21 protein-coding genes and 1 pseudogene are annotated in these 19,872 nt (G+C 34.2%); 1 reads left to right on the top strand and 21 read right to left on the bottom strand.

Features of this window, described 5'->3' with window-relative positions; genetic code table 11:
• Window positions 1-282 precede the first annotated feature (282 nt).
• The 17 genes and pseudogenes from ACVRYP_RS00930 to ACVRYP_RS00850 all read right to left on the bottom strand — a co-directional run.
• Window positions 283-405, bottom strand: a pseudogene (locus tag ACVRYP_RS00930) (TMEM175 family protein); the annotation flags it as partial.
• Between the two features lie 80 nt (window positions 406-485).
• A complete protein-coding gene (locus tag ACVRYP_RS00925; RefSeq protein ID WP_447466903.1) occupies window positions 486-983 on the bottom strand; it encodes an alpha/beta hydrolase family protein in 498 nt (165 codons plus the stop codon).
• Window positions 955-1,542: an alpha/beta hydrolase family protein gene (locus ACVRYP_RS00920; RefSeq protein WP_447466902.1), complete on the bottom strand. Its 588-nt coding sequence runs from the start codon at window positions 1,540-1,542 to the stop codon at window positions 955-957. Before ACVRYP_RS00920 ends, ACVRYP_RS00925 begins: the two co-directional genes overlap by 29 nt.
• Before the next feature lie 571 nt (window positions 1,543-2,113).
• Window positions 2,114-3,319 (bottom strand): tyrosine-type recombinase/integrase, encoded by a 1,206-nt coding sequence (locus ACVRYP_RS00915; RefSeq protein WP_307122183.1) that lies wholly within the window; start codon window positions 3,317-3,319, stop codon window positions 2,114-2,116.
• A 2-nt stretch (window positions 3,320-3,321) separates the two neighbouring features.
• A complete protein-coding gene (locus ACVRYP_RS00910) occupies window positions 3,322-3,570 on the bottom strand; it encodes a DUF3173 family protein (RefSeq protein ID WP_000860227.1) in 249 nt (82 codons plus the stop codon).
• A 268-nt stretch (window positions 3,571-3,838) separates the two neighbouring features.
• Complete coding sequence (locus ACVRYP_RS00905) at window positions 3,839-4,063, bottom strand: helix-turn-helix domain-containing protein (protein WP_000284847.1); 225 nt, start codon at window positions 4,061-4,063, stop codon at window positions 3,839-3,841.
• 188 nt (window positions 4,064-4,251) lie between these two features.
• Entirely contained in the window at window positions 4,252-5,139 is an 888-nt protein-coding gene (locus ACVRYP_RS00900) for an aldose 1-epimerase family protein (RefSeq protein ID WP_447466901.1), read from the bottom strand.
• A gap of 22 nt (window positions 5,140-5,161) precedes the next feature.
• On the bottom strand, window positions 5,162-5,440 hold the full coding sequence (locus ACVRYP_RS00895) for a DUF3884 family protein (RefSeq protein WP_307122180.1): 279 nt from the start codon (window positions 5,438-5,440) through the stop codon (window positions 5,162-5,164).
• 24 nt (window positions 5,441-5,464) lie between these two features.
• Window positions 5,465-6,871: a 6-phospho-beta-galactosidase gene (gene lacG / locus ACVRYP_RS00890; RefSeq protein ID WP_447466900.1), complete on the bottom strand. Its 1,407-nt coding sequence runs from the start codon at window positions 6,869-6,871 to the stop codon at window positions 5,465-5,467.
• A gap of 97 nt (window positions 6,872-6,968) precedes the next feature.
• Window positions 6,969-8,654 (bottom strand): lactose-specific PTS transporter subunit EIIC, encoded by a 1,686-nt coding sequence (locus ACVRYP_RS00885; RefSeq protein ID WP_046391246.1) that lies wholly within the window; start codon window positions 8,652-8,654, stop codon window positions 6,969-6,971.
• Window positions 8,654-8,971 carry a PTS lactose/cellobiose transporter subunit IIA gene (locus ACVRYP_RS00880; protein WP_447466899.1) on the bottom strand — a complete coding sequence of 106 codons (318 nt, stop codon included), beginning with the start codon at window positions 8,969-8,971 and terminating at the stop codon, window positions 8,654-8,656. The genes ACVRYP_RS00885 and ACVRYP_RS00880 overlap by 1 nt, the downstream gene beginning before the upstream one ends.
• A gap of 36 nt (window positions 8,972-9,007) precedes the next feature.
• Window positions 9,008-9,841, bottom strand: a complete 834-nt coding sequence (locus ACVRYP_RS00875) for a PRD domain-containing protein (RefSeq protein WP_037592259.1) — start codon at window positions 9,839-9,841, stop codon at window positions 9,008-9,010.
• A gap of 235 nt (window positions 9,842-10,076) precedes the next feature.
• Window positions 10,077-11,057 (bottom strand): tagatose-bisphosphate aldolase, encoded by a 981-nt coding sequence (gene lacD, locus ACVRYP_RS00870; RefSeq protein WP_307122178.1) that lies wholly within the window; start codon window positions 11,055-11,057, stop codon window positions 10,077-10,079.
• 2 nt (window positions 11,058-11,059) lie between these two features.
• Entirely contained in the window at window positions 11,060-11,992 is a 933-nt protein-coding gene (gene lacC, locus ACVRYP_RS00865) for a tagatose-6-phosphate kinase (protein ID WP_307122177.1), read from the bottom strand.
• A gap of 10 nt (window positions 11,993-12,002) precedes the next feature.
• Entirely contained in the window at window positions 12,003-12,518 is a 516-nt protein-coding gene (gene lacB, locus ACVRYP_RS00860) for a galactose-6-phosphate isomerase subunit LacB (protein WP_050196751.1), read from the bottom strand.
• Between the two features lie 32 nt (window positions 12,519-12,550).
• Window positions 12,551-12,976 (bottom strand): galactose-6-phosphate isomerase subunit LacA, encoded by a 426-nt coding sequence (gene lacA, locus ACVRYP_RS00855; RefSeq protein WP_000215993.1) that lies wholly within the window; start codon window positions 12,974-12,976, stop codon window positions 12,551-12,553.
• Window positions 12,977-13,201: 225 nt separating this feature from the next.
• A complete protein-coding gene (locus tag ACVRYP_RS00850) occupies window positions 13,202-13,957 on the bottom strand; it encodes a DeoR/GlpR family DNA-binding transcription regulator (protein ID WP_307122176.1) in 756 nt (251 codons plus the stop codon).
• A 414-nt stretch (window positions 13,958-14,371) separates the two neighbouring features.
• Here ACVRYP_RS00850 and ACVRYP_RS00845 point away from each other — a divergent pair, with 414 nt between their 5' ends.
• The gene (locus ACVRYP_RS00845) at window positions 14,372-16,129 is read left to right on the top strand and encodes a DUF4365 domain-containing protein (protein WP_307122175.1); all 1,758 of its coding nucleotides are present in this window, start codon (window positions 14,372-14,374) and stop codon (window positions 16,127-16,129) included.
• A gap of 902 nt (window positions 16,130-17,031) precedes the next feature.
• Here the strand turns inward: ACVRYP_RS00845 and ACVRYP_RS00840 are convergent.
• The 4 genes from ACVRYP_RS00840 to ACVRYP_RS00825 all read right to left on the bottom strand — a co-directional run bounded on the left by ACVRYP_RS00840 (window position 17,032) and on the right by ACVRYP_RS00825 (window position 19,854).
• A complete protein-coding gene (locus tag ACVRYP_RS00840) occupies window positions 17,032-17,766 on the bottom strand; it encodes an ABC transporter permease (RefSeq protein ID WP_307122174.1) in 735 nt (244 codons plus the stop codon).
• On the bottom strand, window positions 17,763-18,518 hold the full coding sequence (locus ACVRYP_RS00835) for an ABC transporter permease (protein ID WP_307122173.1): 756 nt from the start codon (window positions 18,516-18,518) through the stop codon (window positions 17,763-17,765). Before ACVRYP_RS00835 ends, ACVRYP_RS00840 begins: the two co-directional genes overlap by 4 nt.
• 1 nt (window position 18,519) lies before the next feature.
• Window positions 18,520-19,428: an ABC transporter ATP-binding protein gene (locus ACVRYP_RS00830; protein ID WP_307122172.1), complete on the bottom strand. Its 909-nt coding sequence runs from the start codon at window positions 19,426-19,428 to the stop codon at window positions 18,520-18,522.
• A 255-nt stretch (window positions 19,429-19,683) separates the two neighbouring features.
• On the bottom strand, window positions 19,684-19,854 hold the full coding sequence (locus ACVRYP_RS00825) for a lacticin 481 family lantibiotic (protein WP_050572218.1): 171 nt from the start codon (window positions 19,852-19,854) through the stop codon (window positions 19,684-19,686).
• Window positions 19,855-19,872: the final 18 nt, after the last annotated feature.

Below are 19,872 nucleotides of genomic sequence, written 5' to 3'. Positions count from 1 at the left end.
CTATCTATACAAAACCTAATCCTCCTTCAATTGCCTTGGAATCACAAGAACTACCAGAGTCAAAAGAACGGAAAGAAGCATGGCTGGCGGAAAAATAGTAGCTGACTAGACAAGACCGACGACTTTCCCAATCGTATCAAAGAATATCCATTTCTTCATATCTTCAATTCGTTGTTTTAAGAGAAGATTGTTTGGATCATCTTGATAAAGCGAACGATAAAGTCCTCTGTTTGAAACGGTAATGAATTAGACAACCAGGCTATAGACAACTTGTGCTAATGAAGCAAAAAAGTTGTTCCGTAATGCCCAAAATCCTTCTACAGTTAATGAGTCCGGGCGTTCCAACTCCAAGACCAAAATCGTCAAGATAATAGCCAATACGGCATCTACAAATGCAGATACTCTTCCTTATTCATTGCTATATCTTCTCCCCTTTTCTATAAAAAGGGTGAAGCGATAGCACCAATCACTTCACCGATCATCGATTACTCTACGTTTTCTTTCAACCAATCTTCAATGTGCGCTGCAATCTCATCGCTATTCTTATCTTGGAACATGAAGTGAGTATTTCCTTCAATACCTTCTTTTGGCAAGTCAACGACACTTGCATTGCCACCCTCTTTTTCAATAGCATCCGCAAAGTCATAGGCTGTTTGACGCATTGCTTGCCACATACCAGTTGCTTGAATATCAGCATCACCATTATCAATGTAGTCACCATAATAGAAAGTTACTGGGATATTTTTCTCGACAATAGCCTTATATTCTTCACTATCTGTGCTTGGTGCTCCGCCTGGTTCAATGGCTACAATAGCACCAATATTATCTGTATAGCGAGCGGCTGTCCACCCAGCTGCCCCACCTTGTGAGTGAGTTACTACAATTGCTTTTTTACCTGTTCTTTTATAGACTTCATCAATGGTTTCTGCCAAAGCACGAGAAACCACTTCATTATCATAATCCGCTCCCATGTCTGACTGCATACCTGTATCTGGCTGGGGTCATTTGGCGGAAGAATTGATTCAAAGATTCCTCATCATTTGGGAATTGTGAATTATCGTACACTTCAGATTGACCATTTTCCCAACGACCAATACGGAATTGGGTGTACCAACGTTGATCAAGCGTTTTTGTGGAGATATTTCCGGCAACAGATGTTTGTCCAGCTTCACCACGACGTGGTTGGTCAACGAGATAAACACTATGTCCTTCTTTTAAGAAATAATCTGACCAACCATCACGACCGTCTGGAGTTGTTTGCCAACCCATACGAGATTGACCATACCCATGTAGGAAAATCATTGGTGCCTCTGTTTCATCCCCTGGAACTTGATAGAGAACGTTGGCATGGTCAACGTGAGAAGTCTGACCGGCACCGGTTTCCTCCCATTGATTAGCTGGGTCAAAAGTTCCTTCAGAAGTTGTCACAGTCCCGCCAGCTGAGAAAATTCCTTGATCCGCGATGCGAAGTACAGTACTATCAGTATTCGCTGAGCTTGCAGTCGAATTGCTGGTCGAATTTGCTGAGCAAGCAGCTAGCAACGTTTTACTGACTATCCTATCTACAATCTCTTTATCAATTAATTAATATATAATACTAGCAACAAAACACATAGAAAATATTTTATTTATTTTATTAAATTAAATAAATATTTTTCCAAAAACTCTATTTCTTATGAACTCACTTTACATCTTTTGATGCAAAGCGATTATTTCTACAATAAAATTAATTGATTGGACGTTAATTTTTTATTGATTTTTGTTTTCTAAAATTCTATTTCTATTTTCTAACAAGTTTGATCGATGTCAAATCTTTAACAATAATACTTTTAAATTAAGTATATTTTTAGATTGTTTAAATTTAAATGATACTATTTATTACTAATAATTTTAATCGAATTAGCATTACTTAAAATAAATCTAAAAAACAAACCCCACCAAGAAAAAATCTTGGTGGGGTTTTAGTGGGGAATGATTTCATTCGCCCTATTTTTAATCGCTTTGAAAATACGTCAAACCTTGCTATGCTAGGATTCCGCAATCAAATTGCGATACTCTATTATTTAAGAGTAACAATAACACAAGTTACTCTGTTGGCGATATAATAGGCTTTTTAGCCTTTACTCAGAGTTTGGCAGGAATTTTGGCATAAAATGGAATCTAGTCCTGCACTAATTACATTTTGAGTGATTTCTTCTGATACTGTTTTATCTAATGCGTTAAACCAGTGACTATATGTATTCAAAGTTGTAGATTTATCAGCATGTCCCATTCGTCTTGCTACATATAAAATGTCCTTCTGCAAAACATTTATAAGATAGGAAGCATGGCTATGTCTCAAACCTTTTCCTGTTATCACCGGTACTCCAACTTCTTGAGCTTTTCTCTTGATAATTCGACAGATTGTTGATTTACAAAACGGTTCACCAAATCGTGAAATGATGTAATCTGTATCTTGATTGGAAACTTGATTTTTTCGCCAGTTTTCCAATACTGATATTGTCACATCATCTAATTCAACTAGGCGCTCTCCTGCTGGTGTTTTGGTTTGGTCTTTGCGATACCAATTTCCATTTTCATCCTTTTCCAAGGTTGTATGAACCTTCAAGAATTTGTGTTCGAAATCGACATCTTCCCACCATAACGATAAACCTTCACTCACACGAACACCTGTCATATAATATAACCAAATAGTTGTAAACCTCTGTAATTCTTCATAATCTTGTAAATCAAATGATTTAATAAAGCTCTGAAACTCAATATAAGTCCAAAATGGTGTATCAGGGTGCTTGCCTCTAGGATTATCTAACGCCTTACAAGGCATAGTTGAAATATATCCTAATCTCTCAGCATAACCCATGCATGCCTTAAATCGTGACCATAAATTCTTCGCGTAGTTTTCAGAGTAATGTTCAATGATATGTAATCTAAAAGATTCACAATCTCTAGCTGTTATCCCTTTTAAAGGTTTGGAGCCAAAATACTGAATAAATAACTTGTGATGTGGCAAAGCAGTTTTATAAGTTACAGCTTGAACCTTTTGCTTATAGGCTCTTAGATAAATGCTATTCATGTAACTTTCAAATGTTATATTGTAATTTTCAATACTAAGATTATTATTAAACTCATACCTAATTCGGACCAGTTCATCATACGCTTCTTTCATTGTACTAAATGGCTTACCATACTGATTTTTTCTAGCTTTCTTTTGAACTCGTTTACCTGTTACAGGGTCAACACCAAGATCAGCTTGATAAAATATTTTACCATTCTTATCACAATAAACACCTTTGTATTTTTTTTGATTTTTTGTAGTCATCTTTAATTCTCACTTTCTAAACTTTCTTCAGAGAGTGAAATTCCGATTAACTCTTCTACAATATCTTTAGGAGCAATACCAAGTCTTCTATTGTCAAAGGGCGATTTACTTAATTGTACCGCATTATGGTCAACTTTGCGAGCTTCTTCAAACTTTTTTACTGCTATTCTTTTTGCTTCTTTAATGATATTTCTTGCCGTATGTTCCGGAAAACCAATATTCATCAAGTTTTTATATGTTACTGTTTTCATATCTCCACTCCTGTCAAAAAATTACTTCCTCCGTGGGTATGATTGGTTAAATCATTCATGGGCATCTCACCCGCTGTCCTTTTACGTTGGCAGCCTGAACGTTCAGAAGTATCATTATCCTTATTTGTGGTCATGGCAGATAGAGAACCACTCTATTTTATAGCTAATAATTTTCGCTCCTATCACGGCGTATCTCACTAAATTGCTCGACAAATAAGAAAGTCCCACCTCGGTTTATTCAATTGTCAATGAACAAATCAAGGAGAGACTATTTTATTTTTTGTTTAATTCTTTGAGGACAATCTGATAGTCCAAGAATATAATCCGTACTAACGTTATAGAGTGCAGAGAGTTTTATAAGTATTTCAGCTGTAAGAACTACCTCACCTCTCTCAATCTTTGCATAATTTGTGGAAGAGAACGATAGTTTTTCAGCTACAAATTTCTGAGTGAAGTCATTGTCTTCTCTCAAGTCCCTTATACGTTGGTACATATAGCTTTCTCCTAGGAAAAGTATAGAATACTTTTAGAAGAAAACTTGGAAATTGTCATAATATGACAGCTGATATATTACCTTAATATTACTGAAGTGTATTGATAAATTTTAAATCAATAAATCATAATTTCATGATATAAGTAAAAATATTAAAGTAAATATTATTAAGCTAATTGCCAAATTCATTAACAAATTTCAATTGTAAATGCTTTGCGAGATACTTCGCCTTTTTCAACATAAGTGACATGGGTTTTATCAATAAAGTTGTCCGTTTCTGTCAAAGAGGTAGATAAGCCACTCCACGGTTCCAGAGCAATAAATGGCCCTTTGTTGGTTGTTGTCCAAACAACTAAGAAAGGAAAATCTTCGAATGATACTTTTAATCCTTTTTGATGGTTTTTGGATTTCAAAGTAACCTTCCGAGATTTAAGGTTATCAAACGTCAACGCATCATGTTGAAACAGTTCATAATTCAAGTCTAAAATTCTTGTTTTAGATAGCATTGGTTGACGTTTGGAAAAATCAAGAAGTCCCGTATCTGGGAAACTTTCTGGAATCGTGCAATCTTCTTCCAATTCGAATTCTAGGTAATAGTCATCAAATGCTTCATCCTCTAATAATGGACAATTAAATCCTGGATGGCCTCCAATAAAGAATGGCATCGCATCTAACTCACCTAAATATCGAACTGCATATTCTGTTTCCAACTTCTTACCATCCAAGCGGTAGGTTAGTTGGAGTTCAAATGGAAATGGGTATTGCTTTAACATCTCGTCGTCAGATAAAATACGAAACTGTATCTCATTTTCGGTATGTTTTACTAAATCAAAAGTGCGTTTTCTGACAATCCCATGGCGAGGCATGGATCCAGAAATTGTTTTTTCACCAACCTTAAAAGTGGCTTCATCATTTCTTAGACTACCACAGATAGGAAAGAGAACTGGTGCCTGACCACCCCAGTACTCTGGATTGCCTTGCCAAAGATATTCCACACCATCTCGATCTTTAATCGAACTGATAGTAGCTCCCTCTGGTTTAAATTCAACCGTTAATTCGTCATTTTTTAATTTCATTAGTTGATTCCCCAATTATACTCTATGATTGCTGAAAAGGCATATAGTCCATTTCATATCTAACATTCCCTTTTAAAGAATCTTCTAAGAGATTGTTAAACAATATTTTGAATTCATCTAATTCTAAATCTGAATGACAAATCCATTCTCCTCCAGTAGAGACATACCATTTCCCTAAAGATTTTAAAACATCTTGATCTATGTATGGAATATAGGGACATTTTTCAAAATTAACAATATAAACTTTTTCATAGGCAGAAGTTAAAACACCGTCTGCCACTCTTTTTAATGTTTTAAACATAGGTACACACTTTCATAGTAAGGACTAATCAATGACTTGAGTTTCAGCAACTTTCTTGTACCAATGCGCTGATTTTTTAGGATAACGTTCTTGTGTCTCAAAATCAACATAGAAGAGACCGTAACGTTTCTCATATCCATTTGACCATGAGAAGACATCCATCAGAGACCAGATAAAGTATCCTTTAACGTTAGCACCATCTGAAATCGCATCAGAAATCACTTCCAAATGTTTTTTCACGTAGTCAATACGACCATCATCATAAACTGTTCCGTCTACAAATTCATCCTTATAACCAAGACCATTTTCAGTAATGTAAATCTTTTTATAATTAGGATAGTCTGTTTTTACCCGCATAATTTGATCATATAGACCTTGAGGATAAATAATCCAATCCCAATCTGTTTTCGGAACATTCACTGGTGCTTCTCTTCTACCAACACCTTTAATTTGGTATTTTGAACTTCCTTTTTCCCCTTTACCGTTATGAATGATTTCAGTCTCACCGTCAAAAGCTTGCATCCAATCACTCATGTAGTAGTTAATTCCAAGGAAATCATTCAAATCTTTAGCCGCTTCGAGGATGGCAAAGTCTTCTTCACGAAGATCTAATTCCCCTCCATTTGCTGCTAAAATGTGCTGAACGCCTTCCATTGTTTTCTCAGAATAACGGCCAAGGTAAGTCGCATCCAAGATAAATTTGTTGTGAATAATATCTTCTAATTCTGCAGCTCGCACGTCATCTGGATTAGCTGGATCATAAGGGTATTTGGTTGGTAGAGCATGAACGACACCGATTTCTCCTTTGTAACCTTTATCTTTATAAAGCTTAACTGCACGTGCATGGGAAACCATCATATTATGATGAGATTGAAAAACTTTTGACAAATCATATTGGATACCTGGAGGGAACTTACCAACTAAGTATTGCCCGTCACCGATAGGTCCAATTTCATTGAAGGTAGTCCAGTAGTTCACTTCCGGAAACTCATCGAAACAGAAGGCAGCATAGGCAACAAAATGGTCAATATTGTCACGATTTAAAAAATCACCGTTTGAATGCAAGGCTTCTGGTGTATCAAAATGATGCAAGGTAACGAATGGTTCTACACCACGCTTATGACATTCTGCAAATAAATTATGATAGTACTCAACTCCTTTGCGATTGACCTCACCATATCCAGTAGGGAATACACGAGACCAAGCAATCGAAATACGGATTCCATTGACACCGTATTCTTCAGCCAGCTTTAAGTCGACAGGATAACGATTATAAAAATCACTTGCAGGTTCTGCTGTGTACCAATAATTGTCTTCTAAATATTTATCCCATGCAACCGGGCCTTTACCATCTGTTTTAGTTGCTCCTTCTGCCTGGTAAGCTGCTGTTGCTCCACCGAAAATAAAGTCTTTTGGTAATGTTTTAGTCATTTCAATTCCTCTTTCTAATGAAAAAAAGAAAGGGAAGAGCAGATTATTCTCGGATAAGCTACTCCGTTAATCTCACTATTCCCTTACATGTATAGCATTAGCCTTCGATTTGTTGTGTTACAAAGTCCAAAGCACCTTGACCATCACGGGTCAATCCGATATATTGTGCACCCTCAGTTTTAGCTAACTTAATACCGAGTTTGTCAGTTTCTAATTTCATATCTTCATAGTTAGATGCCACTTGAGGCGCCAAGATAACTAATTGATATTGAGGTAAAATTTCACGGTGAGCACCATAACTACCAGCCGCAGCTGTTACAGGAGCTCCGTATTCTTTAGCAGCCTTGTTCAAGGCATTCGCTAGAAGACCACTTGTGCCGCCACCTGCACAAAGGACGAGAACGTTTGTTTGTTCTTTAATTTCTTTAGTAACGCCAGCATTTTCAAGAATAGCGTCTGCTTTTGCTGTGTTGAAGTTAGCAGCAACTTTTTCTTTCAAACTATCAGATGATTTACCTGAACGTTCTTCTTCCAAAATTTGTTGGTCATAGACCTTCAAGAATGGGTAGTAAATAAGTACGTCAACAACAATCAAAGTCAAAGCAAGAACAAATGACCAAAGACCAAAACCAGTACCCATGATAATACCTAGAGGACCAGGTGTTGTCCATGGCAAGTTCACACTAAAGCTGTTCATACCAAGAACATCAACGAAGAATTTGAAGATCCATACGTTTGCAATTGGAGCAAAAACAAATGGAATAAAGAAGATTGGGTTCAAAACAAGAGGTGCACCAAATAAGATTGGCTCATTAACACCGAAGAAGGTTGGAACAACTGATGCACGACCGATTGCTTGGTTACGTTTTGATTTTGTCAACCACATGAACATGAATGGCACCACAAGAGTTGCACCTGTACCACCCATCGTTACGATAAACATTTGAGTTCCTGAAGTCAAGATTTTATCAGCGTGTTGTCCAGCTTGAAGTAATTGGAAGTTTGTTTCAATATTGGCATAAGTAATAGCAGCAATAGCAGGTTCAACGATTGATGGCCCATGAATACCAACGAACCAGAAAAGAGCATAGGCACCAAAAATAATCGTGATTCCAAGATAACCATCAGCTGCTGTAAAGAGTGGCGCAAGTAATGTACCAATCGCTTCAGCAACGCTTGTGCCAACAGTATTACGAACAATAATATCAAGAGCATAAAGAGTTACAATTGATAATGTGAATGGGATTAAGTCTTTGAATACTTGCGAAATGTTCGGTGGAACTTCGTCTGGCATACGAATAGAAACGTTATTTTTTACACAGACTTTGTAGATATTGACAATGACAAAAGCTGAAATGAATGCTGAAAGAAGACCTTTAGTCCCTAAGAAGCCACTTGCAAAGCCACCTTCAATTGCATCTGATGCCAAAATCAAGAAACCAGTGATTGAGGCAAGCATAGTCGACAAGAAGTTGATTTGGTTTGTACTTTCAAGATCACGGTTTACAGAATCAGTTAATGATTTTGCAGTTGTTCCAGCAACCAAAAGTGCGACCACGCCCATTGTGTAGTTGTAAGGTTTCATCAACATCCCAACTACTTCTTCACTCCAATTAAATCCAAAGATGTTTGGAACAAAAGCAATCAGAAGGAAAATACTTGAGAATAAGATAACTGGCATGCTGGCAATAAAGCCATCACGGATAGCACGTAAGTAGATATTACGTGAGATTTTCTCGAAAAATGGTTTCCCTTTTTCAATTTGAGCAATTAGTTTATTCATTAGTTTGTACCTCTCTTATAAAGTTCGATCATATGTTTCATCATATCTTTCAATAGAAGAGTTGTCATCAAGTGATCTTGCCCGTGCATCAAAGTTACGCTAAAAGCTAGATCTTCACCTGCTGCTTCTTTTTGAAGTAGACTTGTTTGAGCATGGTGTGCTTCAACAATGCTTGAATTAGCAGATTCCACCAACTCTTCAGCTTTTTCAAAGTCGCCATTTTGTGCCGTTTTTAAAGCATCTAATAATTTGGAACGTGCTTCACCAGCATAAGATACAATTTCAAATCCCAAGAGGGTAATTTCTTCTCTATTCATTTTTTAAGCTCCTTTATTAATTTTTTGGTTTAGTGATTAGAGTAAGCGTTGTACATGTAATACAATATAAAACTTTTCACTTTCATGAATCGCTACACCTGTTTCTGAGGCTATGATTTGATAAATTTTATCACCAACATCATAAGCTTCAGGATAGGCTATCTGAATATGTTTCCCCATATCCATGAGAGGCCCATTATCATTTGGACTTCTATCCAAATATTGAAGGAAGTATGTTAGGTGGATCATTAAGCGATCGTAAAAATTACTATTTTCTTTTGTTCGCTTAATTCCTAATCTTTCTAACTCTTCTTGCACTTTTGATAACACCGATCGTGTTAAGTCTACTTTAGGTGACTTTTCAACAGCCGTTACCCCTTTTGCATTAATGAAATGTAAGGCTATCCTCCCAATCTCATCATCAGGTAAATCGTTCAAGAGTTTCTGACGAAACATCGCCAAAGCTTCTTTTGCAATGACATACTCTATGCTGTATTCTTGTGAAATATTCGGCAACTTACTTTCTTGATAATTATCTTCAAGAACCGCCTTATATGCACAATGAATATGGTCCGTTAAGGTAACATAGAGATATTCTTGAACGGGATAGGAATATTTGCTTGACAAGGTTTCAATCACATCATAGGTGACAGTGATAAAGTCTAATGGCACATCTTTTAGCAAGGTCATGAAATTTTCTTGCGATTCTGTGCTTTTTAAGGAAAAGACTTTTTCAATCTTATCAGCAATAACGAGATCTCCTTTTCGTTTCTGAAAAGTAATCCCAAGTCCCATCACCACAAACTGTTGATCATGCTCATCTTTTACTAAAGCGACATTATTATTAAGCGCTTGTAAAACACGATACATTTATTACCTCCCCCTCTTGATTTATAATTGGATAGAAAAAGAGACCACAAATAAACTAAAGACAGCAAAGGCTTACCTTCCATTCATTTGTAGTCTCGCCTATTCGTAATAGTTACGATCTACCCGTATTCGATTTATGAACTTATTATAACACAGGACAAGAGGTTTGTAAACCCTTTCTGTTTAAAAAAATGACATTTTTTAAAATTTTGTTTGTTTTATGTTGTTATAATGTTTAAATACGTTTTGTCCAAGGTGTTGCTGTTTCTTTCAAGACCTTGTTCAATTCATCAATATTTTGGAATCCAGTAGTACGTAACCACTCACGAGCAGCTCCTTCACCTTGTTCGATATAGTCTTTGACACTGCCAGCCCAAGTTGCACGCCCACAAAGGACACCGTTAAAGTTTGCACCAGATTCTTTGGCAAAAACCAAAGTGTCTTGGAAAAGCTTAGCTGATACGCCTGCGCTCAGGTAGATATATGGAAGGTGAGTCGCTTCATCCTGTTGTTTGAAATAAGAAGCAGCTTCTTCCTTAGTATAGACCACTTCGGCTTGACCGAAGCCTTCTACGAAATTCATATTGACTGGAACTTCTACCTTCAAGACATCAATACCAAAACGGTCATCTGAAAAGACTTTCATTGCTTCAATAACCTTGCGTGGTTTAACTTTGGCATATTCTGCACTTGAAGCATCAGCGATTTTCTCATCATAAGCTAGGATTTCAAGATAAAATGGAATATCTTCAGCTGTACATTCTGAACCGATACGTTCAATGTAAGCTTGTTTCTGACGATTTGTCGCTTCATCACTATCGACATCATAGTAGAGCAAGAATTTAATGGCATCTGCCCCTTCTTCTTTCAAACGCTTTACAGACCAATCAACCAAGCAATCTGGTAAGCGTTTCGTGCTAGTGGTGTCATAGCCTGTTTTTTCATAAGCGAGAAGCAACCCTGCGTCTTTATGAAGTACCTTAGTGGCAGGCAAACCGTATTCAGGATCCAAAAGCATAGATGAAGCAAATGGCGTCAATTCTTCAGAAACCAATACTTTAAGCTCTTCCATTTGAGCAACTGTTGGTTCATCAGTTTGATGTTGTGCCATCAAACGTTTTAGAGCACCACGTTGGTCAAATGCTAATGCTGAAATAATACCATTTTCATCACTTAATTTTTCCATGTAACGACGTTTTTGTTCTGTTAATACCATGATTATACCTCTTCTACTTTAATACGTTCAAATAATGCTGAATAGTTCGCCATATTAACATGGCCGGTTTGTTTTTCCTGGGCATTTAACATCCCCAAACAATTGGCTTTTTTCAATAACTCTTCATCTGATTCTGCATGGTAAAGAGCTGATGTAATTCCTGCTACCGTTGAATCACCCGAACCTACTGGGTTGATTACTTCTATTTTGGGAATCGTCACCTGATAATACGAATCAATATGTTTGGCAAAAGCACCCTTCGAACCTAGTGATACAATCACCCATTCTACTCCGTCAAATAAATCTTGATCCAGAGCTGCTTTTAAGACATTAGTATCACCCGTAACTTCCATATTTAAGAGCTGAGACAATTCTTCTGTATTGGGCTTGATTACTGTCGGTTTTGCATGTCCTTTCAAAACTTCTAATAAGGCTTGGCCAGAACAATCTAACACCACAGGCTTCTGATAACGCTCACAAATCTCAATCATTTTAGAGTAAAAATCCACTGGCAAGCCCTTCGGTAGGCTACCTGAAATAGAAATAATACTTACTTGCTTAACCAGGCTTTCAAAGTGCTCTAAAAATGCTTTACCTTCCTCATCAGAAATAGTTGGTCCTGACTCTAAAATCTCTGTTTGCTGACCTTCATGTAAAACCGCAATACAGTTGCGTGTTTCTCCTGATATTGGTGAAAAATCATGCTCAATACCAACTTGATCTAATTCCTTTTGGATAAATTCACCGATTTTGCCACCCAATATACCAGTAGCAAGAACATCATCTCCGACTTGAGAAAGAACTCGTGTAACATTTAAGCCCTTACCTCCAGGGGTTTTGTGTGTTTCAGCAACACGGTTAACCGTATCTAGATTAAAGACATCCAGTTGATAAGCAATATCAACCGACGGATTCATAGTGACTGTTAAAATCATGATTCACCTCTTAGTCGTGGTATTCTCCGCGATCCCATTTTTCTAAAAACTCATCGAAGAAATGCGGATCAGCTTGTCCTTGATTCAAACTTTCAACTTTTGCAATTTTTTCAATCAACGCTTTGTTTTCTTCAGTTGGTTTATATTCTGCATGGATAAATGCTTCAATAATATCCGTCATTAATAAGCCACCAGTGATTTTACCACCAAAGCCAATTACATTAGCATTCAACTCTTCTTTAGCGTAGATTGCAGAGGTCATATCACGAACCAAAGCTGAACGAATTCCTGGTACTTTGTTTACAGCATTATTGATTCCAACGCCAGTTCCACAGATACAAACACCTAAATCTGCTTCACCACTCGCAACAGCTTCACCCACTTTTTTTCCAAAAATTGGATAGTGAGTCCGAACATTGTCATAGGTTCCACAATCAATGACTTCATAACCTTGAGTCTTCAAGTAGTCAACAACAGCAATTTTATCGTTTGTTACAATATGGTCACAGCCAACAGCAATTTTCATCTTATTTTACCTCTTGATTATATTATTTTTTATTAGCACATTTTGTTAAGCATGTCGACACGGATTTGGTGACGACCACCGTCATACTCACCTTCGACAAATCCTTTAGCAATGTTTTTTGCAACGCCAGGACCAACAATTTCAGACCCCATTGTAATAATGCGAGAATTATTGTGTCCGCGGGTCATATAAGCTGAACGTTCATCTGAGACTTCAGCAGCAATCATGCCTTTAATTTTAGTAGCCGTCATAAATGAGCCAACACCGTATGCATCAATTACAATTCCTAGGTTAACATCGTTAGCAGTTACTTCTTTAGCTACTGCTAGTGTTGTATCAACAAAATCACGACCTTCAGCAGAAACATCTTGGACATCATGACCAAGTTCTACCAAATAAGATTTAACGATTTCTTTCAATTCTAAGCCTGCTTTATCAGCACCAATAATAACTGTCATCTGTTTTCTCCTGTTTAAAAATGTTGTTTTGTTTGATTTACAATTATATTATAAACATTAAAAAACATCTTGTCAACCCTTTTTGTTTATTTTTTGTTTGTTTTTGTTTGTTTGTTTCTAAAAAAAAGAACATCCATCATAGAATGTTCTTTTAAATCATGACCAAACTAGCTGCGAAGACGATAATGTTAACATTATTTATGCCTGGCAAGAATTTAAGCCTTGTTAATTAATTATTTCCGTCCATTTCGCGAGTTGACTGACCTTTTCCTCGTCTTTTTTATCGGTTATAACACCTGTTAACTGTGAAAGTTGGCAAAAGACTGAAAAATCCTCTTTGCCTATCTTTGAACTATCTAGCAGAAGATATTGTTCAACCGATCGGCTAATCGCTAAACGTTGGGTATAGGCCTCTTCAACTGTTGAAGTCATAACATCATCTTCACGATTACCATTTGCACTAAAAAACATTTTACTAAAGTGCATTTTTTCTAGACTTGTATTTGTCACTTCTCCTACAAATGATTCCGTGACCTGCCGCATCTCACCTCCTAAGAGAAAAACTTTAAATGTCTCTGATTTTTTCTTAAGTAAGATATTAAATACAGGCAAACAGTTTGTTACGACACTCAATCGTTGATTATTGATTTCTTCTGCAAAACTCTCAACCGTAGTACCAGGACCTAAAAAGATAGTATCCCCTTCTTCAATGATATTTGCAGCTAATTTAGCAATATGGCGTTTTTCTTCTATATTTAATGTATGTTTTTCTTTATGTGAAATCTCTCGGTATTGGAAAGCTGAATTACTTCTTGCTCCACCATGAATTTTTTTTAGCAAACCTTGTTCTTCCAGTTCGATTAAGTCTCTACGAACGGTCATATCTGTTACACCAAAAGATTCCATAATTTCAGAAATACGAACAGTCCCTTTTTTGTTAACCAATTTCGTAATCTCTTCTAATCGTTGAAATTTATTCATTTTACAGCCTCCTTTATTTTATTATATCTCTTCCTTAAACATTATTCAACATTTTTTGTTTGTTTTTTAAACAAAACTCATAGATAAATTATTATTACTATTTTCTTATTAAGGTGTGAACAATTAAGTCAAAATCTGAATATTAAGCGCTTGCTTCTAATAAATCTTGAATATCTTTATACTATAACGAAATCTCCTCGTCAAACTGTTTGTCAACTCCGTTATCAAAATTCAAGTTTTTTAGAAATTTTTCCAGTCTTTTTGTACTCTTCTCATAGTCATCTAGATAAAGTTGCAACTTGTGACAATCTGATTTTTCATTTTGTACAATAATAACAACAAGTATGATATAGAAAAGTATTCACAAAAATTGATATAATGTTAGTATAAAATTACTTATTCAAGAGGTTATTCATGGTTAAATCATCTAAGCAAATTGAAGAAGATGCTGTCGATTATTTGAAATTGGCATTAAAAAAATCTAAACATATTAACAGAGAAATTTCCGAAGGAGATAGAGAACCCATCTGGGACGGTCATATCTATTTTTATAAAAACATAAAAAAGCAAAATATTGATTTAGTTGAGAGAATTCCAGTTCAAGTAAAAGGTAAGGATGAATATTATAAAGAAAATGTTGGATACTCAATAAACAGGAATAATTTGGAGCATTATCTGACAGAAGGTGGTGTACTCTACTTTGTAGTGTATTTAAAAGATGATATCCCTACCGTCACTTATGCTTCACTAACCCCAAAGGTCATTAAGAAAGTTTTATTAGCCAGCGATAAGAAAAAGAAAAAGATTAAGAATATTTCGATTCATATGAAACCTCTCCCTAACAATGAAGATAAGTTAAACTTTGTATTTCTTAATTTTATTCAAAAACGCAAATATCAGAAAGGATTTGCTCATATTGATTGGAGAAGCCAAGAATCTCTCTTTGAAAATTTGGAATCATTTGACGGAGACTTAGAGTTTAAATTTATTGGCAAGGATTATCTAGACATTCTTGATTATGCAATATCTGGTGAGTTAGATCTTTATTACAAACCTAAAGGAGCTAGGATACCTGAACCTCTCATTGACGATATTGCTAATTTAAAAATATTTGAAGAAAAAGAAATGTTAGTTCAAATTCAGGGACAAGATCGTGTATATAAGACAACTTTTGCTTATGAAACCAAGAATGACTTCACCATAGATTTTCATAATGGCTGTTCGATAAAAATACAAAAAACACCTGATTTAGTAACACTAACTCTTAATTACTCACTTTCAAATATTCTCTCAAAAAGACTAGATGGATTAGAGTTTATTATAGAGCTTCAAAAAAATAAAGGAATTATTTTAAACAGAAAAAGACTAGAGTTTAGTGATGAAAATATAGCTAAAATTGATTTTAATTTTCTGAAAAAAGCGTTTAATGCGAACATACGTTTAAAAGAATTAGTAGACAAACTTAAAATTTCTACTGACCTTGACAGTACAGGTTGGTCACAAAAAGATGCTAGAACAATTGAATTATTGTATGATGGTATCGTAAATGAACAAGTGGTAACTCTAGATCGTGTAGACTATAATCCTACTCAAGTCATTCAATTTGCTAATGTACATGTATTACTATTTTTAATTCCAGAAAACGAAGGAACTAAAAGCTATAGACTATATAACTTTAGTGATTACGATATGGTACTAATCAACAAAGATAAACAGTTATTTTCAAAATATGAAACAGTTGAATTAGAGCAGCTACTACTTATTGATAATTTTAACATCTCTGATTATCTTTCATCATATTTGTCAAGTGGAAATAAAATTGAAAATATGGATCTTGGATTATTAAAATTATTAAACTATGCTGATTCTAAACACGATCAAAATGCCTTGCTATCCTGTTTAGAATTTGCTCAAAAGATATTAGCTATAGATAATTCTGAAAATAATATTCTTAATCTACTACAAATAAAAAAACGTTTAGACAAATTAACAAAAAAAGATAATAATTATCTTCGTTCATTAATGAGCCACACATCAGTAGAAATTAGATTTGCTGCAAATTGTATTTTAGATTATAAAGAACAAGCAGAATATTTATTTGAAAATGAATTTTCCAATGAGCAAAGAGAACGTTTTACTGACTATCCTATCTACAATCTCTTTATTAATTAATATATAATACTTGCAACAAAACACATAGAAAATATTTTATTTATTTTATTAAATTAAATAAATATTTTTCCAAAAACTCTATTTCTTATGAACTCACTTTATATCTTTTGATGCAAAGCGATTATTTCTACAATAAAATTAATTGATTGGACGTTAATTTTTTATTGATTTTTGTTTTCTAAAATTCTATTTCTATTTTCTAACAAGTTTGATCGATGTCAAATCTTTAACAATAATACTTTTAAATTAAGTATATTTTTATTGTTTAAATTTAAATGATACTATTTATTACTAATAATTTTAATCGAATTAGCATTACTTAAAATAAATCTAAAAAACAAACCCCACCAAGAAAAAATCTTGGTGGGGTTTTAGTGGGGAATGATTTCATTCGCCCTATTTTTAATCGCTTTGAAAATACGTCAAACCTTGCTATGCTAGGATTCCGCAATCAAAATGCGATACTCTATTATTTATTGCGAACTAATGACTATAAAATATTGATTCATTTTAGAACATATATTCATAACATCCTATAACTACTTGATTACACTACAAAAAACTAGAGGCAATCTAAATGACAAAACAATTATATCTAGACCGCAATTGAAAAAACGTAAACCGATTTAGCAAAGTAATAGAAAATAATAAACTCACGAAGTAGAAAACGCCTTATTGTAATTGATACAGCGAGAAAACTGAAACAATTCTTATTTATACTGATAGTAAGACTGAGAATTAGTAAAGCTTATATCGGTTAAAACGTTATCGCACTAGGAATGCTCTTTCGACTAACATTAACTATCATGCGAGCAACATGTATATTGTTAGATAACAACAATTAGATACTAAATTTTATTTATCAATTAATTGGTCTAATTTAAGGCAGTTACATAATTACATCATCCTCTTTTTTCTAGTTCATAACATGTTAATCTGTAAAAAATCACACTAAACAGAAGATTAACAAAGATAAAAATAGTAAGTTCTAATAGTGAAAAATCTTCTAAGGCTCTACTTCTCAATGCTATCATAAGTTGAGAATATGGGTAAAATTTATTTAAGTTTTCATTCAAAAACAATAAGACGAACCCGCCCATAGCGCCTAAAGCTGAAATGCCAATTGATTGACCAAAACTTCTAGTTTTAGCATAGGCAAACGCTTGTATGCATAAAATTGATAAAGAGCTCAAAATAGATAAAAGTGTCCATTTTAAAGTTAATAGGACAAAAGAAGAGAGTTCAACATTAGCTACTTTTAAAGCTACAATATAAACAATTAGTACGAGGAATTGAATTGGAATGACTAATGCAGTAACGGTAAATAGCTTGCTTATCAGTAACTTTTTGATAGATACTGCATTTGAATATAACATTTCCAAATTTTTTCTTTCAAACTCTTGAATTAAAGATATTGCTATAAAAATTGCGAGCATTGGAGGATTAAGAATTTGCGTATAATAGAAAGTTAATTGTCCCCACATCACTTTATCCTGTGTACCATCAATTAAAACTGATTGATTAGCAAAATAGGTACCTAAGCCAATAAAACTTGATAATGCTACAAAAACAACACCAATTATTAAAAGCTGAATTTTATTCAGCTTTTTCCATTCAGCTGAAATATAATGTCTCATTTTCTTTGTCTCTCTTTCTTCAAAAATATACCTCTTACAAGAAGATATAACAGTAAACAATAAATTAGATATATTAAAACTCTAAAGTATATTGATTGGTCAAATTTATAAAGATAGCTTGAATTATTTATTAGAGTAAATTTGTAAGGAGACAAATAAGAACAGCCGACCCACGGTATAGCGAATGTCCACAATATTGTAGATTTGGATGCTAATATTAAACCTATAAAGCCACCTATAAAACCTGATGATAACAATAAGCCTTGTTTATCAGTAAACATTGCGAAAGTTAAATAAAGGCAAATGAGACTGAAACTTGACAATAGTTGTCCTAAAATTTGAAGAATAGTGATTGTTAGAGGGACACTTACTCCGTTAACCATTGCAAATACATTCGTTGCAACTGTTTCTAAAATAGCCAATATCAAAAAGAAAACAGTTGATAAAATTAATTTACTGTAAAAAATTTGAGTTAATGTAGTTCCGTTTGATTCCTGTAGCTTAAATGTCTGTCCTTCAAGTTCATTAGAAACTATACGGCTAGTGAAAATACTAATAGCTATGGGAAGAAAAAAGCTATTCATTGTTTGATTATTAAATAGCACACTAACTCCGTCATAACTTACTGAATTAATTTCACTACCAGTACTAACTGTATTCCACAAGAATCCAATTAACATGAGGAATATTGTAATAATAAACGATTTTGTCCTACGACTTTTCAATAATTCTATTTGTAAAGCATTAACCATTTTATAACTCCTTAGTTAATTCTAAAAATATATCTTCGAGATTTTCTTTTCTATGTTCTACACGAAAAATTGGAAAGTCTAGTTCAACCAAGGAACGGACTATATTAGCGATTTGCTCGTTATTAGCATTCCAGATTTTAATAAGTTTTGCAGTATATTCTACTTTTCTATTACTAAAACTATCACCAAAAAGATTTTTTAATTTTTCAATGTCAAATTTTCCTTCAATCTCTACCCAATTATTAGCATTTATTTTTTCAATTTCCCCCTCGTATACTAATCTCCCATGATTTATAATTCCAACTCTATCAGCAATCTGCTCAATTTCAGATAGAATATGACTAGAAATGAAAATTGTTAGTCCTTCCTCTTTAGCCAAACGAATAATCAATTCACGTATCTCATGAATACCAGAGGGATCTAATCCATTTGTTGGTTCATCCAATAATAATATCTGAGGTTCTTTTACTAAAGCAAATGCTAGGGCTAAACGCTGTTTCATACCCAAAGAGTAGGCTTTTACTAATTTTTTTCTATTTTTTTCTTCTGATAACCCCACAAGTTCAAGTGTTTTTAAAATATTCTCTTCTTTAAAACCTAACATTTTTTGAAAAACTAATAGATTTTCATAACCTGTTAAATTTGGATAGTATGAAGGTTCTTCAATCATTGACCCTATATATTTTAGGCAATCGTTTGATTTGTTAATTGGAGCGTTCATTACTTCAATTGAACCAGAAGTAGGTTCAATTAATGATAGAATCATCTTCATTGTCGTAGTTTTTCCTGCACCATTAGGACCAAGGAAACCATAAATTTCCCCTTTTCTAACTGTAAGTCTTTCTAAATCAACTGATGCTACTCCTTTAAAATTTTTCTTCAATTTTTTTAGTTTTATTACTTCTGTCATTGTATAATCCATACCTTTCGTTTTAAATTTTTGTTAATGCCAACACTAAAGTACTAGACACTTTTATTACAAATAAATTTCTTGTAGTCCAAGTTATTCTTTTTTAAATCCTCGTGAGTTGATTTAATGACCTCACCTGTTTCATCATTTATAAAGATAACACTACCAACATAGTTCACAATATCCAAGTGGTGACTTAATATGTAACAGATAAAAATACTTGAGTGCTTAAGTAAAATTTTTCTATTTAAATGATTAACAACATTTTAGTTTTTTAGTCCAAGTTGCTAGGTTACATTCGTGAGTAAGAGTAAGTACTACTCCGTTTCCAGCACCAATAATTTGGTCGAGTTCCTCCATACTTACTTCTTGTAGTGCATTTACTGCTGCGATTTCTGCGATACTTTGATTATTTGTTGATTTCATAGCTATTCTCCTCGGTTA

The organism is Streptococcus rifensis, from assembly GCF_053203525.1.
The sequence above is the reverse complement of the archived record's forward strand: the minus strand, read 5'-3'. Positions and strand labels throughout refer to the sequence as shown.

Coding starts and splice junctions, on each gene's coding strand:
- ACVRYP_RS00885 (WP_046391246.1), bottom strand. CDS start 8,654: ATGAATAAACTAATTGCTCAAATTGAAAAAGGGAAACCATTTTTCGAG.
- ACVRYP_RS00900 (WP_447466901.1), bottom strand. CDS start 5,139: ATGAAATTAAAAAATGACGAATTAACGGTTGAATTTAAACCAGAGGGA.
- ACVRYP_RS00850 (WP_307122176.1), bottom strand. CDS start 13,957: ATGAATAAATTTCAACGATTAGAAGAGATTACGAAATTGGTTAACAAA.
- ACVRYP_RS00925 (WP_447466903.1), bottom strand. CDS start 983: ATGCAGTCAGACATGGGAGCGGATTATGATAATGAAGTGGTTTCTCGT.
- ACVRYP_RS00825 (WP_050572218.1), bottom strand. CDS start 19,854: ATGAAATCAACAAATAATCAAAGTATCGCAGAAATCGCAGCAGTAAAT.
- lacD (WP_307122178.1), bottom strand. CDS start 11,057: ATGGTATTAACAGAACAAAAACGTCGTTACATGGAAAAATTAAGTGAT.
- lacC (WP_307122177.1), bottom strand. CDS start 11,992: ATGATTTTAACAGTCACTATGAATCCGTCGGTTGATATTGCTTATCAA.
- ACVRYP_RS00845 (WP_307122175.1), top strand. CDS start 14,372: ATGGTTAAATCATCTAAGCAAATTGAAGAAGATGCTGTCGATTATTTG.
- ACVRYP_RS00830 (WP_307122172.1), bottom strand. CDS start 19,428: ATGACAGAAGTAATAAAACTAAAAAAATTGAAGAAAAATTTTAAAGGA.
- ACVRYP_RS00895 (WP_307122180.1), bottom strand. CDS start 5,440: ATGTTTAAAACATTAAAAAGAGTGGCAGACGGTGTTTTAACTTCTGCC.
- lacB (WP_050196751.1), bottom strand. CDS start 12,518: ATGAAAATTGCTGTTGGCTGTGACCATATTGTAACAAACGATAAAATT.
- ACVRYP_RS00910 (WP_000860227.1), bottom strand. CDS start 3,570: ATGAAAACAGTAACATATAAAAACTTGATGAATATTGGTTTTCCGGAA.
- ACVRYP_RS00880 (WP_447466899.1), bottom strand. CDS start 8,971: ATGAATAGAGAAGAAATTACCCTCTTGGGATTTGAAATTGTATCTTAT.
- lacG (WP_447466900.1), bottom strand. CDS start 6,871: ATGACTAAAACATTACCAAAAGACTTTATTTTCGGTGGAGCAACAGCA.
- ACVRYP_RS00915 (WP_307122183.1), bottom strand. CDS start 3,319: ATGACTACAAAAAATCAAAAAAAATACAAAGGTGTTTATTGTGATAAG.
- ACVRYP_RS00905 (WP_000284847.1), bottom strand. CDS start 4,063: ATGTACCAACGTATAAGGGACTTGAGAGAAGACAATGACTTCACTCAG.
- ACVRYP_RS00875 (WP_037592259.1), bottom strand. CDS start 9,841: ATGTATCGTGTTTTACAAGCGCTTAATAATAATGTCGCTTTAGTAAAA.
- ACVRYP_RS00840 (WP_307122174.1), bottom strand. CDS start 17,766: ATGAGACATTATATTTCAGCTGAATGGAAAAAGCTGAATAAAATTCAG.
- ACVRYP_RS00835 (WP_307122173.1), bottom strand. CDS start 18,518: ATGGTTAATGCTTTACAAATAGAATTATTGAAAAGTCGTAGGACAAAA.
- lacA (WP_000215993.1), bottom strand. CDS start 12,976: ATGACAGTTATTATTGGTGCTGATAAAGCAGGCTTAGAATTGAAAGAA.